13 protein-coding genes are annotated in these 12066 nt (G+C 48.5%); 3 read left to right on the plus strand and 10 right to left on the minus strand.

Annotated elements, in window-relative coordinates:
- Positions 1 to 68: 68 nt before the first annotated feature.
- Together ACYVB1_RS13225 and ACYVB1_RS13230 are read right to left on the minus strand one after the other, a co-directional pair.
- Complete coding sequence (locus ACYVB1_RS13225; protein ID WP_460924249.1) at positions 69 to 1451, minus strand: M56 family metallopeptidase; 1383 nt, start codon at positions 1449 to 1451, stop codon at positions 69 to 71.
- A 1-nt stretch (position 1452) separates the two neighbouring features.
- A complete protein-coding gene (locus tag ACYVB1_RS13230; protein ID WP_460924250.1) occupies positions 1453 to 1818 on the minus strand; it encodes a BlaI/MecI/CopY family transcriptional regulator in 366 nt (121 codons plus the stop codon).
- A 192-nt stretch (positions 1819 to 2010) separates the two neighbouring features.
- On the opposite strand from ACYVB1_RS13230, the gene ACYVB1_RS13235 reads away from it, so the two are divergent.
- Complete coding sequence (locus tag ACYVB1_RS13235; RefSeq protein ID WP_460924251.1) at positions 2011 to 2994, plus strand: NAD(P)H-quinone oxidoreductase; 984 nt, start codon at positions 2011 to 2013, stop codon at positions 2992 to 2994.
- 110 nt (positions 2995 to 3104) lie between these two features.
- On the opposite strand, the gene ACYVB1_RS13240 is transcribed toward ACYVB1_RS13235, so the two are convergent.
- The 5 genes from ACYVB1_RS13240 to recA all read right to left on the minus strand — a co-directional run bounded on the left by ACYVB1_RS13240 (position 3105) and on the right by recA (position 7982).
- Positions 3105 to 3821: an RluA family pseudouridine synthase gene (locus tag ACYVB1_RS13240; protein ID WP_460924252.1), complete on the minus strand. Its 717-nt coding sequence runs from the start codon at positions 3819 to 3821 to the stop codon at positions 3105 to 3107.
- 94 nt (positions 3822 to 3915) lie between these two features.
- Complete coding sequence (locus ACYVB1_RS13245) at positions 3916 to 4950, minus strand: sensor histidine kinase (RefSeq protein ID WP_460924253.1); 1035 nt, start codon at positions 4948 to 4950, stop codon at positions 3916 to 3918.
- Positions 4951 to 4952: 2 nt separating this feature from the next.
- Positions 4953 to 5642, minus strand: a complete 690-nt coding sequence (locus ACYVB1_RS13250) for a response regulator transcription factor (protein ID WP_460924254.1) — start codon at positions 5640 to 5642, stop codon at positions 4953 to 4955.
- A 235-nt stretch (positions 5643 to 5877) separates the two neighbouring features.
- A complete protein-coding gene (locus ACYVB1_RS13255) occupies positions 5878 to 6690 on the minus strand; it encodes a DUF3108 domain-containing protein (protein ID WP_460924255.1) in 813 nt (270 codons plus the stop codon).
- 236 nt (positions 6691 to 6926) lie between these two features.
- The gene (gene recA, locus ACYVB1_RS13260; RefSeq protein ID WP_460924256.1) at positions 6927 to 7982 is read right to left on the minus strand and encodes a recombinase RecA; all 1056 of its coding nucleotides are present in this window, start codon (positions 7980 to 7982) and stop codon (positions 6927 to 6929) included.
- Between the two features lie 214 nt (positions 7983 to 8196).
- On the opposite strand from recA, the gene ACYVB1_RS13265 reads away from it, so the two are divergent.
- The gene (locus ACYVB1_RS13265) at positions 8197 to 9294 is read left to right on the plus strand and encodes a hypothetical protein (protein WP_460924257.1); all 1098 of its coding nucleotides are present in this window, start codon (positions 8197 to 8199) and stop codon (positions 9292 to 9294) included.
- Positions 9295 to 9353: 59 nt separating this feature from the next.
- Here the strand turns inward: ACYVB1_RS13265 and ACYVB1_RS13270 are convergent, their stop codons facing one another.
- Entirely contained in the window at positions 9354 to 9986 is a 633-nt protein-coding gene (locus ACYVB1_RS13270) for a GNAT family N-acetyltransferase (RefSeq protein ID WP_460924258.1), read from the minus strand.
- A 165-nt stretch (positions 9987 to 10151) separates the two neighbouring features.
- Here ACYVB1_RS13270 and ACYVB1_RS13275 point away from each other — a divergent pair, with 165 nt between their 5' ends.
- Positions 10152 to 11015, plus strand: a complete 864-nt coding sequence (locus ACYVB1_RS13275; protein WP_460924259.1) for an SDR family NAD(P)-dependent oxidoreductase — start codon at positions 10152 to 10154, stop codon at positions 11013 to 11015.
- Between the two features lie 288 nt (positions 11016 to 11303).
- On the opposite strand, the gene ACYVB1_RS13280 is transcribed toward ACYVB1_RS13275, so the two are convergent.
- Together ACYVB1_RS13280 and ACYVB1_RS13285 are read right to left on the minus strand one after the other, a co-directional pair.
- Positions 11304 to 11732 carry a hypothetical protein gene (locus ACYVB1_RS13280; protein ID WP_460924260.1) on the minus strand — a complete coding sequence of 143 codons (429 nt, stop codon included), beginning with the start codon at positions 11730 to 11732 and terminating at the stop codon, positions 11304 to 11306.
- A 163-nt stretch (positions 11733 to 11895) separates the two neighbouring features.
- A partial coding sequence (locus ACYVB1_RS13285) for a transposase (protein ID WP_460924261.1) occupies positions 11896 to 12066 on the minus strand: 171 nt, incomplete at its 5' end.

Consider the following 12066-nt stretch of genomic DNA (forward strand, 5'->3'; position numbering starts at 1 on the left):
CTGGCACAAGGTCTTTTACCCTTTCCCATTGCTCGTTTGTCAACTCCATGAGAAACCAACATATTAACTCAAGCTGGGATTCCCATTTTTGAGATAGCCTCTAAACTCCAGTCCTTGTTGCTGTCAAACTTCCAGCCTACCTGCTTTACTGAGGGGTTTCGTTTCAGGAATGCTTTGTAGTCTGCTGGTAAGTTGTTTTTGTAATAAGCATCGTTATCCGGAATAAGGATATGCTGCTGGCGTGTTGGCGGTGGTGCGGGCAAATCTTCTCCGGGTGCTGGTGGCGGAGGGGGAGGTAGTTCTTCTCCGGGCGTTGGTGGCGCAGGTACTGCAGGCAGTGCCCCGTACTTGTCTTTGGCTGCAGCTATGCTCCTGCTGTCGTTTAGATTATATACTTCGGTGCTGCCGGATTTCAGGGAGATGACCATTTTATCCATGTCATGGGGCATCCAAGCTATGCTCCTAACAGTCGGGTTCCGGTGCAGGAAGGCCTTTTGGTCTTCCGGTAAATGAGCGGTATCCTGTACGGGGGCATCTATTCTGACTTCCGTAACTACCCGTTCAATGGTTGGCGCTTGGTTTTGTGCAGCACCAGTAGAGAACATCAGAAGAGCAGTTGCAACCGGAATTACTGTCAGAAACTTCAGCAGATTTGTTCTGGTACTCGGTCTTTTGTTCATCATAAGTATTCTTCGTTTTAATGATGGGAAATTAAATTGATTGGCGAGCTGCGGTTCGGATGTGCCTGCAGCTTTAAGGAGGAGGTACTGGTAAGCCTTTCTGTCTGTTCCTGCGCTCATGACATGCTGGTCGGCAATAAACTCCAGGTTTTCTTTCATGGCCTTTTTCATCAGCCATCCTCCGGGGTTAAACCAGTAAAGCACTGAACTCAGTTCTGCCAGCAGTACATCCAGGGTGTGCCATCCCTTTACATGAATTAGCTCATGCCGGAGTATAGATGGCAGTTCTTCTTTTTTATGCTGTTCCGGGTTCAGGTAAATAGTTTGCCAGAAAGAAAAAGCTTCCCTGATACCGCTTATTTTTCTAAAGCTGATTCCTTCATAAGAGGCAGGTTCAGAAGCGCGGTGTATAGTGAAGAGTGAAAAAAACTGCACCAGTATTCTTCCTGCCATAATAGCGGTGCCACACCAGAACAGCATGAGGGGTATGAGCCAGTAGTTGAACGCTGTAGCTTGCACAGGCGTGGCGGTAAGGATAGGAGCCCAGGCGGGTATGGCGGCATACGTGTGGACTACCGCTATCTCCTCGTGCTGGCTGAGCAGCACAGACAGATCGATGAGCGGATACACCACAGAGAACAGCACACCGAACGCCAGGAACAGGCGGTTCAGATGATAGAAGGTAAGCCGCCGCAACAACACATGGTAAGCCAGGTAAAAGAGCAGCAGCGCCACATTAACTTTGAGCAGGTATAAGATCAGGTCTGGCATATCATTCTGATTTTTTGTTCTCGATCATGTCTATAATCTCCTTCAGTTCTTCGGCACTTATCTGCTTTTCCTTTGCAAAAAAGGCCACGAGCTCTTTGTAAGAGTTTTTAAAGTAGTCACCAACAAAGCCTCTCATAAACTTTCTCTTATAATCTTCTTCTTTTATCAGGGGAGCATAGCGGTAGGTGTTTCCCAGCTTTTCACTGGAGAGGTATTCCTTCTTTTCCAGATTCTTTACTGTGGAAGCGAGCGTGGTGTAGGGTGGCTTAGGCTCCGGAAGTTTTTCCAGAAAATCCTTGATAAATCCGCCGTCTAATGACCATATAACCTGCATGGCCTCTTCCTCCTGTTGCGTAAGCTTTTCCATATATCTACGAAATTTTCGTATATTTACGAAAATTTCGTAATAAAGACTGCTAAATACAGAAAAACTTTTTAGTTTTCTGCTGACGGATAGCTTGTTAAGTCGTTTTGCGGGTGAGTCTGGTGCATTACTCTCTTGCTGAATATCTTTCTGCCACTGTCCTGCGTCTAAATTCTTATACCTAATTCAACAGAAATGAAAGCAATACTTGTAAAAGAGCCGGGAGGACCAGAGCAACTGGTGCTTGGAGAATACGAAAAGCCACTGCCAAACCCTTACGAGCTGCTGGTACGGGTACAGGCTACTGCGCTGAACCGTGCCGATACGCTACAGCGACAGGGAAAGTACCCACCGCCGAAAGGGGCAAGCCCGGTATTAGGATTAGAGATGGCAGGCGAGGTAGTAGAAGCCGGCATCAGCTGCACACGCTTTAAAAAAGGGGATAAGGTGTTTGGTTTGCTCCCCGGTGGCGGCTATGCGGAATACGCCATCATACACGAAGAAATGGCCATGCCTGTGCCGGAGAATTTAAGCATGGAAGAAGCTGCGGCCATACCCGAGGTGTTCCTGACAGCCTACCAGGCGCTGGTGTGGCTTGGCAGTCTACAAGCGGGGGAGCGGGCGCTGATACATGCGGGAGCAAGCGGTGTGGGCACGGCAGGCATACAACTGGCGCGGGCCCTAAAGGCGGAAGTGCTCGTAACGGCATCGGAGCAGAAGCTGAAGGCATGCCTTGACCTGGGAGCGAACAAAGCCATCAACTACAAAGAAGTTGCTTTTGAGGATGCCGTGCTGGCGCATACAAACAGTGAAGGGGTAGATGTGGTGGTGGATTTTATTGCGGGCCCTTATTTTAAGCCCAACATAGAATGCCTGCGCCTGGACGGCCGCCTGGTGTTGCTTGCCAGCCTGGGTGGTGGCAAAGTGGATGAGCTTGATTTGCGCAAAGTCCTGATGAAGCGCCTGCACATTATGGGCTCCACCCTGCGCTCCCGTACGCTCGCCTACCAGATGAAACTCACAAAAGAGATGTGGCACTTTGCCAAACCACATTTTGAGAGCGGCCAGATGAAGCCCGTTGTGGACACTGTTTTCGACTGGGAGCAAGTGGCAGACGCACACCGCTACATGGAGGAGAATAAGAACGTTGGCAAGATTGTGCTTCGGGTGAATGCGTAGAATTTATTGCTTTGCGTCTTATTACATGTAGGAAAAGAAAGTCTGAAGCTGCCAGCAAATAAAAAGAGGCGCAATGATTTGCGCCTCTACTTAAGTTTATCCTTCTAAAATCAATGCGCCTGAAGCTGCTTTACTAATACCGCGAAATCTTTCGGGTACGGTGCCTCTACCTTGACAGGTTCTCCATCCATCAGTACAAACCCCAGGTTAAACGAGTGCAGGGCAAAGCGCTTGATCAGGGGCAGTTCTTCTGTTTGCTGCTTCAGGTTATAGCCACGCTTGGGTTTCAGGCTGCTGAGGTACAGCGGCTCCCCGCCATACAAGGCATCGTTGACAATTGGGGCTTTGAGATAAGCCAGGTGCACCCGTATCTGGTGCAGGCGGCCCGTAACCGGAAGGCACTCCACCAATGTGTGGCGGCTATAATTTTCAAGGGTGTTGAAGTAAGTTTCTGCAGGCTTGCCCTGTGGCGATAACCTGGCTACTCCTTTGGCACTCGGCGAAATGGCGCGGTCTACCAGCTGCTCCTCAAATTTGTGTGTGCCCCAGGTTACAGCGTGGTATACCTTATACACCTCGCGAGCCTCGAACTGCATGGAAAGGTGGCGGTAAGCTTCTGCGTTCTTTGCAAAGGCCAGGCAGCCCGACGTGTCCTTGTCCAGGCGGTGGCAGGCCTGCAGGTCAGGATTATACTGGCGGGCAATCTTGAGCAGGTTCGTAGTGTTGGGCGTGCGGTCTTCCAGTGTCGACAGGAAGGGTGGCTTGTTAACTACAATAAAATCTTCGTTCTCGAATATGATAAGGTCTTTGAAAACCGGGTATTTCATGTGTTGCTGTACTTTGTTCAGGCGCCGCTGTAAGTAGGGCTGCCCATCCTGCAAAGATACGCAATTTTAAGCTCCCAAGGTTTGTATTGACCTCCTACTTCGCCTTCTGCAGCTTGAAGCGGATGGTGGTGCCTTTGCCTATCTCACTCTTAACGGCGATGACGGAGCGATGGGCTTCCACTATGTGCTTACAGATGGCAAGGCCGAGGCCGGTGCTGGTAGTGTCGCGGGCGCGGCTTTTGTCGATGCGGTAGAAGCGCTCGAAAATACGGTTGATGTGTTCCTGGCCGATGCCCTTTCCGTCGTCTTTAACGGTAACGGTGAATTTCTTGCGGCCCTCGTCGAAGTACACCCATATGTTACCTCCCTTGTTGCCATACTTAATAGCATTGTCCAGGAGGTTGATAAACACCTGCCGGATGCGGTTCGGATCAGCAAACAGCATTACCTGTTCGTCCGGGCCGACTTCTAAATGCAGCATAATCTCGTGCTGTGCGGCTTTTTGCTCTAGCTGTTCAAAAACCTCCTGCACTAGCGGCACTACATCGAAGTTGCGCTTCTGCATTTTAACCACACCCTTTTCAAACTGTGAGATGCTGATAAGGTCCTGCACCAGCGCATCCAGGCCATCCAGGCTTTTGGCTGCTTTCTGCAGAAACTTATCGCGCACGTTAGGGTCGTCTACGGCTCCATCCAGCAGCGTGTGTATGAAGCCCTGTGCAGCGAAGATAGGTGTTTTCAGTTCGTGCGACACATCAGCAAGAAACTCCCGGCGCATGGTTTGCAGCTGTTTCAGTTCGTCTATTTCCTGCTGTTTCCCCGCTGCAATCATATAAATGTCTTCCTTGATTTTCCTCAAAGGGTCTGCTGTGAAGGTAGACTTGCTTTCCACTTTCTTGAAATCCTGCCGGCGTAGCTTCTCGAGACTGGAATACACATTTTTTACTTCCCGAAATACCAACGCCTCATAAGAGAAGTAAATCAACAGAAAGCAACTGATGAATACCATGACCAGAGCCACAATCAGGCCCTGCCAGGAAAAGTAGGTCGCTAAAGCAAGAAAGGCGGTGAGCACAAATGCTACCGCCAGTGAAATGATTAGGGCAAGCGTACGGGAGTTAAAATTCATTTTTAATCATTGTTGAACTTATAGCCCACGCCTTTTATAGTTTTGATGTTTTCTTCGCCAATCTTCTCCCGTACTTTCCGGATGTGCACATCTACGGTGCGGGCAATCACATACACATCGTTCCCCCATACATTGTTCAGCAACTCCTCGCGGGTATACACTTTGTTTGGAGTGGAGGCCAGGAAGGAGAGCAGTTCAAACTCTTTCTTGGGTAAGGTAATCTTCTCGTCACCTTTATAAACGGCAAAGCTGGTGCGGTCTATACGCAGGTCGCCTGCTTCGATTACCTTATTGTCCTCTTCATGTGCCGAATCGCGGCGGGTAAAGGCGGCCAGTCTGCTTAGCAGCGCCCTTGGCTTGATGGGCTTCGTGATGAAGTCGTCGGCGCCGGCCTCGAAGGCCGCCACTTCTGAGAACTCCTCTGCGCGGGCTGTCAGGAATATGATGTGCGTGTTACGGAAATCCTCCATTTCGCGCAGCTGTCTGCAGGCAGCAATGCCATCCAGCACAGGCATCATAACGTCCATCAGAATAATGTCGGGCTTTACTGCCTGGGCTACTGCGATGGCTTTTTTGCCGTTGTCTGCCTCACTTACCTCATACCCTTCGCGTGTCAGGTTGTACTGTAGCATCTCTACGATATCCGGATCGTCGTCTACTACTAATATCTTATAGTTTGTTGCTGTTTGCACGTTACAATAGCATTAGAGTTTGGCAGGAGTGGTGAGGCGGCAAGCTCGGCACCATGTCAAGCTTTTGTGGTACGTTAACAGGTTGAAAGATCCTGCTGCATTACCATTTCCCGATGTAAATATATCATTCCTTACCTCAATTTAGCATTAGCCTATAAAATCATAATATTTTCTTAACACAAGCAGGGTTGGTGTATAGCTGCAAAGAAAAAGCCGGCAACGTAGCCGGCTTCTGTTACTTCTGCGCTAACAATGCAGTTTTATGCTTCAGGTTTTTATACTCGTAAAGGTTTACTTTTACGGAGCCTACAAACATCTCCGCCTGTATCAGCACTGGTATCTTATTTTTGTCATCGGAAAGATAGACAGTAATGGCATCCTCTCCGTTGAACATCTTGTTCTTTGGCATTCTTGGCGTGAGTTTGATAGCTCTTATGTCGCCGGCTTTTGTGCTTACTACTTCACGGCCTTTATAAGTTACCTGCATATTAAAGGTTTCGTCATCAAAAAAGCCTTGTACGTTCAGCTTGTCGCCAACCTGCATCTTGTCGTAGTTCAGGGTGCGCAGGTAATAAAATCCGCTCACGATATCCTGTACATTGTCAGGAATTTTATAGCTGTCTGTGTCCTTTGGCTTGTTCTTTTTCTTTGTCTCTACAACAGCGGTGTTCATGTAATGGTTAAAATTAACCGTCTCACGTTTGCGGTAGTTGCCTTCCTCAATGTTCCTGTAAAAACGCTGTGGCACAATAGCGGCTGTATCAATATAAGATTGCCAGGTGTCGCGTATCTTTATGAAAAGGTCGAAGGAGCCATTTGTTTTACCTGTTACGGTGGTGCGGTAGCATGGCCTGTTGTTAACATAGTGCAGGTTGGGAGCTATTTCGATTACTGCATCTGCTGCCGTAATAAGACCATAATGCACTTTATACTTCAGCACTTCTCCTGACGTGAAGCTGTCATTCGGTATGCTGCGCATTCTGTCTTTTGTGACAAAGCCAGCTACTATCAATGTTAGTATCAGGAGCCCAGGGAAAAACTTCTTCATATATTTCCTTCTGTTTCAGGTGATCAGAATATTCTAATTCTGTTCACTTCAAGTTTTGTACCAACTGTGCCTCATTGGCTCGGTCCACATCAAAATTCATTCTTTATGCTTCAGAATGAACCGTTAATGCGGTCTTAAGATATATATAGACTAGCAGCTAAGCAATTTGTAACAAATAAAAAAGGGCGCTGCTTTATACAACGCCCTTTTTGCTATTTCAGTTCTGGGAATAATGTTCACTCTGATTCTGCGGCTGCTGCGGCTGAATCATCCAGCGCTGCGGCTACTTTCTCTGGCTCACCTTTTACAATGGCTCTGATTTTTCCTTCGATTTCCTCCATCAGTTCCGGGTTGTCGAGCAGGATTTGCTTCACGCCATCACGGCCCTGGCCTAATTTGTTGCCGTCGTAAGAGAACCACGAACCTGACTTCTGTACGATGCCCAGATCCACACCCAGGTCAAGAATCTCTCCTACTTTAGAGATACCCTCGCCATACATGATATCGAACTCCACCACTTTGAAAGGAGGCGCTACTTTGTTCTTTACCACCTTCACACGGGTACGGTTACCTGTAATGTTATCGGCACTTTCCTTAATCTGGCCGATACGGCGGATATCCAGACGCACAGAAGCATAGAACTTCAGGGCATTACCACCGGTAGTTGTCTCCGGGTTACCGAACATCACACCAATCTTCTCACGCAACTGGTTGATAAAGATACAGGTACATCCTGTTTTGTTGATGGTACCGGTCAGCTTACGCAGTGCCTGCGACATCAAACGTGCCTGCAGACCCATTTTGCTGTCACCCATGTCGCCTTCCAGTTCGCCTTTCGGCACAAGAGCGGCAACAGAGTCAATTACAATAATATCTATAGCGCCTGAGCGAATCAGGTGGTCAGCGATTTCAAGTGCCTGCTCTCCGTTGTCAGGCTGAGAGATTAACAGGTTTTCTGTATCAATGCCAAGCTTCTGGGCGTACACTCTGTCGAATGCGTGCTCTGCGTCAATGAACGCAGCCATGCCGCCTTTCTTTTGCGCTTCGGCAATGCAGTGCATGGTAAGAGTGGTTTTACCAGACGATTCCGGACCGTAGATTTCTACGACACGGCCACGTGGTAAACCGCCGATACCCAAAGCAATATCAAGCCCCAGCGAGCCAGTGGATATAGCAGGTATGTCTTCTACCTTGTTATCGCTCAACTTCATTACGGTGCCTTTACCGTATGTCTTGTCAAGCTTGTCCATGGTTAGCTGTAGCGCTTTAAGTTTTTCGTTGCTTACACTCATGTGTTTATTTTATTTAGCTTTATATTGAAGGTGAAATTACTACTTTTGGAGCCAACTTGCAAAAAACTCATCAGGTATTTTGCTAAATATTTTAGCTGTTCTGTGCCCTCTGATTATAACATAGCTGCAGTGCTTTTTGTGCCATCTGTCATACTTATTTATGAGCTATTTTAGGGGGTTTCTGCTTTGTTTTCTGTTGGTTTATAGCTGCTTTGTGCAAGCTCAGCTGAATAACAATGTGTTACGGCAGCGTATACCTGTAGAACCTGGAAATGCTAATGAGGTTAGAATTGGCTTGTATGCCTTTGGCTTCTCTAAGAACAACGAGTACTTCAATAAGATTGCCGACGGCTACACTTTATTTGGTTATCACCTCAACCCTGAACTTGCCTATTATCCTGCTCCCTTTGTGCGCCTGGAGGCGGGTGTTTTCCTCTGGAAAGACTTTGGCAGCACTGGCTACCAGGAAATCGCCCCCACATTTACAGCCAAGATACAGAAGGAGAACTGGGCGCTGCTGTTTGGCACGCTGGAGGGGAATCTGAATCACGGGTACATCGAACTGCTCTACGATTTTGAGCGCGTGATTACGAACCGGCTCGAGAATGGCCTGCAGTACCAGCTGAACACGCACTACGTTGCTTTGGACGCCTGGATTGACTGGAACCACATGCTATACAGGGGAGAGGACGACCAGGAGCAAGTAAATGGCGGGGCAGCAGTAAACATATTGCTGCTGGAGCAGGAGGGAAGAGGCAACACCGCTGAAAGTCTGCGCCTGACACTGCCAATACAATTTACCGCCCTGCACAAAGGAGGGCAGATTGATGCTTCACCCCTGCCGGTTACGACGGTGGCAAACGCTGCTATCGGCTTTGAACTGGAGAAGAAGTATAGCCGCAGGGTGCTGCACCGGCTCTACACAAAAAACTACATTGTGGGTTATAAAGACTTTTCAGATGAATATCAGCTGCCTTACACGGAAGGTTACGGTATTTACCTGAATGTCGGTGTGGATACCAGGTACCAGGATGTGATGCTGAGCTACTGGCGGGGAAACAGCTATATCACAGAACTGGGAGGAAGGCTGTACCAGTCTGCCTCCACTACCTTTAAGTACCCGGACTACCTGCAGGAAGAGCGGGAACTGCTGATTCTGCGGCTGATGAAAGACATTGAAATCATAGATAACCTGTACCTGACGTTTCGCCTTGAACCGGTATTGGACCTGGACAACCCAAAGCTGGAGTTCTCTAACGCCTTCTACCTCACCTTTGATACAGAGTTTTTTGTGGCCAGGCCGAGGAGGTAGCACCTGCTGTTAAACCTGGCTTTATTCAATTATTCAGTTATTCAATCATTCAAAATTGATTACGCCAGTGCGGCAGCGTTCGCCTGCTCCTGTTCCTGTTGTCTCGCTTCAAAATCCTCACGTGTCAGGCCGTAGTAGCTTAGGTCCAGCAGCTCGTCAGAGTCGGCACCCCGGTAGTCGTTGCGAAGTACTCCTTCTTTTACAAAGCCATTTTTCTCAGCTAAGGCGCCATAGCTCTCGTTGGCACTCGTGCAGCGCATGTATACCTTGTTCAGCTTCAGAGCTTCGAAAGCAAACTGTAATATTGCCTCCAGTGCCTCTTGTGCCAGTTGTTTACTGTTGGGCCATTCTGTAAAGTATAGTCCTAGCTCTGCCTTGGGTATGGTGCGGTCCAGGTTCTTCAGAGCGATGTTGCCAATGTAGGCATTGTCTTCTTTTTGCCAGACGCCAAAGTCAAAGGTGCGGCGGTTGTCCCACTCTGTTCGCAGCTGACGCACCTGCGTTCTCGCATCCTCCAGCACCCGCACCCGTGCCAGGCGCCCGGCAAAAGCAGGATTAAGATAGGCCGTGTTTTCCTGTAAAAGGCGCATAAAGTCGCTTTCGTCGCCTTCCTCGTAAGGCCTTAGTGTAAGGTGCTCTGTATCCAGCTGCTCCTCGTATGAATCCGGTAAAGTATTGTATAAAAAGCTCATGGTTTATCCTTTTAGAGTTTGAGAGGGTGCCGCATTTGTACATACGTGAAAGAAAATAAATGCGATGCCAGGCGCCACATTCGTACATGTGCTAACTGTGCTGCTGCTTTTGCCGTTTGAATGGACGAACGTAAGATTAAAATAAGCAAAAAAACTGAATACAAAATGGGAGACAGACTTAAAGGAAAAGTGGCTATCGTGACAGGCGGTGGCGCAGGTATAGGCGAAGCCATTAGTAAGAAATTCGCCAGAGAAGGGGCTAGTGTAGTGGTAGCCGGATTCCCCGAAGACCCGGTAGAGGACGTGGTGAAAGGAATACAGGAGGAGGGAGGCACCGCTATACCGTTCACTGCCGACATATCGTCTCTTGCCAATGCCAGGAGCTGTGTGGAACTGGCCGTGAAGCAGTACGGAAAGCTGGATATCCTGATCAACAACGCTGGTACTTTTCCGGAGACAAACATGCTGTCAGAGTATTCAGAAGAGGCCTTTGAATACATGATTAAGAACAACGTAAAGACAACTTTTGTGATGAGCAAGGCCGCCCTGCCGGAGCTCCAGAAAACAAAAGGAAACATAGTGACAGCTGGTTCTGAGTCCGGAGTGTTGGGGATTGCGCAGAATGCACCTTATGGAGGCACCAAAGGGTTTAACCATGCCTTTACAAAAGGGTTGGCAGCTGAACAGGTGCAGAAAGGCGTACGCTGCAACATAGTGGCCCCCGGCCCGATTGACACCGGCTGGACGCACAAGGAAACCGGGCCAATGGACAGCCAGATGGAGCAGATGGTGACGCAGGGAACACTGATGGGGCGCAGAGGTACACCAGAGGAAGTAGCCAATGTGTACCTGTTCCTGGCATCCGACGAGGCCTCTTATGTAACGGGAGCTGTCTGGCCTGTTGACGGCGGCACGCTCATAGCCAAAGGACCTGCCGGCGACATGGCGGCCGACAGTATGAAAAAGCAGCCTGAAGGAGAACTGAACCTGGAGCACTCCAAAGACAGCCATACCTCCATCCGGAAGTAATTAGGCTTTCTCACTAATGTGAACTTCATATATCAAAGCCTCTACAAAAAGGCTATCACAAATGCCATGAACTTCCTGTCATTTCGAACGCAGTGAGAAACTGTGTTATTTAATAACCCCGCAATATGACAGATTTCTCACTGCGTTCGAAATGACAACGTAGCTGTTATTTTACTTTCATTGACTTCTTGGCAGGTTCAGTTACACGGCATTGTAATGGAACAGAAATAAAAAAGGCCAGCGTTACTACAGCAGCGTTGGCCTTTCTATATCTGCTGCTCTGAAGCTTTATGCGTTCAGGAAAGGGTAGTTAAAGTGTTTTGGGCTATGTAGTTTCTGCTGTTTCATCATAACCAGCAACGTGTGTGCCGCCTCCTTAAAGTACTCTAAACGGCGGTACAGCATCTCTTTCTGCAATACTACCCCGGTAGCCGTTCTCATATAGGCTCTCTTGTCATCCAGCACGCGGTGCATCACTTCGTTTACTTTCTCCTCGTTCTGAAGGTACCACTGCTGGAAATCCTGTACACGTTTCGTGCCTGGTGTCTCGGAGCTGAACTCCAGCCCATGCAGCCGCAGCACATCTGCCAGGAGGTTTACCTCCAGCGGCAAAGAGGTGTTGTAAGGCATTGAACGTATTTCAAGGGGGCTGTTAAGAGCACCAACCACTGTAGCCAGGTTCTCCTTAAAGCGAAGATATAAAGCAGCCGCTTCCATAAATGTATAGGGTGATGTTGGTAAAATTGATTGGGTGCAAAAATACACTAATTTGATTTACTAGCAATGCGACTTATCCGGATAGCCATGTCTTTAAGTAGCCCTGCTGCCAAATGCTGAAGGTATTGCTTGATATACGATAACTGTTAGGCTGCGTTGACAATTATAGCAGCAGTGTCATGGCTGCAGCCAGGTGCAGGAATGCCAGAAAGCTAGAGGCAGTCTTGTTGTATCGGGTGGCGATGCGGCGGTAGTGCTTGATTCTGTTGAAGAAGCGCTCTATCTTGTTTCGGTCCTTGTAGAGGTTCTCGTCGATGAGGCGGGGCTTCTTTGC

The organism is Pontibacter brevis, from assembly GCF_054779655.1.

Bases quoted from the DNA above. Each gene is read 5' to 3' on its own strand.
- ACYVB1_RS13225 (WP_460924249.1), bottom strand. From the start codon at position 1,451: ATGCCAGACCTGATCTTATACCTGCTCAAAGTTAATGTGGCGCTGCTG.
- ACYVB1_RS13230 (WP_460924250.1), bottom strand. From the start codon at position 1,818: ATGGAAAAGCTTACGCAACAGGAGGAAGAGGCCATGCAGGTTATATGG.
- ACYVB1_RS13235 (WP_460924251.1), top strand. From the start codon at position 2,011: ATGAAAGCAATACTTGTAAAAGAGCCGGGAGGACCAGAGCAACTGGTG.
- ACYVB1_RS13240 (WP_460924252.1), bottom strand. From the start codon at position 3,821: ATGAAATACCCGGTTTTCAAAGACCTTATCATATTCGAGAACGAAGAT.
- ACYVB1_RS13245 (WP_460924253.1), bottom strand. From the start codon at position 4,950: ATGAATTTTAACTCCCGTACGCTTGCCCTAATCATTTCACTGGCGGTA.
- ACYVB1_RS13255 (WP_460924255.1), bottom strand. From the start codon at position 6,690: ATGAAGAAGTTTTTCCCTGGGCTCCTGATACTAACATTGATAGTAGCT.
- recA (WP_460924256.1), bottom strand. From the start codon at position 7,982: ATGAGTGTAAGCAACGAAAAACTTAAAGCGCTACAGCTAACCATGGAC.
- ACYVB1_RS13270 (WP_460924258.1), bottom strand. From the start codon at position 9,986: ATGAGCTTTTTATACAATACTTTACCGGATTCATACGAGGAGCAGCTG.
- ACYVB1_RS13275 (WP_460924259.1), top strand. From the start codon at position 10,152: ATGGGAGACAGACTTAAAGGAAAAGTGGCTATCGTGACAGGCGGTGGC.
- ACYVB1_RS13280 (WP_460924260.1), bottom strand. From the start codon at position 11,732: ATGGAAGCGGCTGCTTTATATCTTCGCTTTAAGGAGAACCTGGCTACA.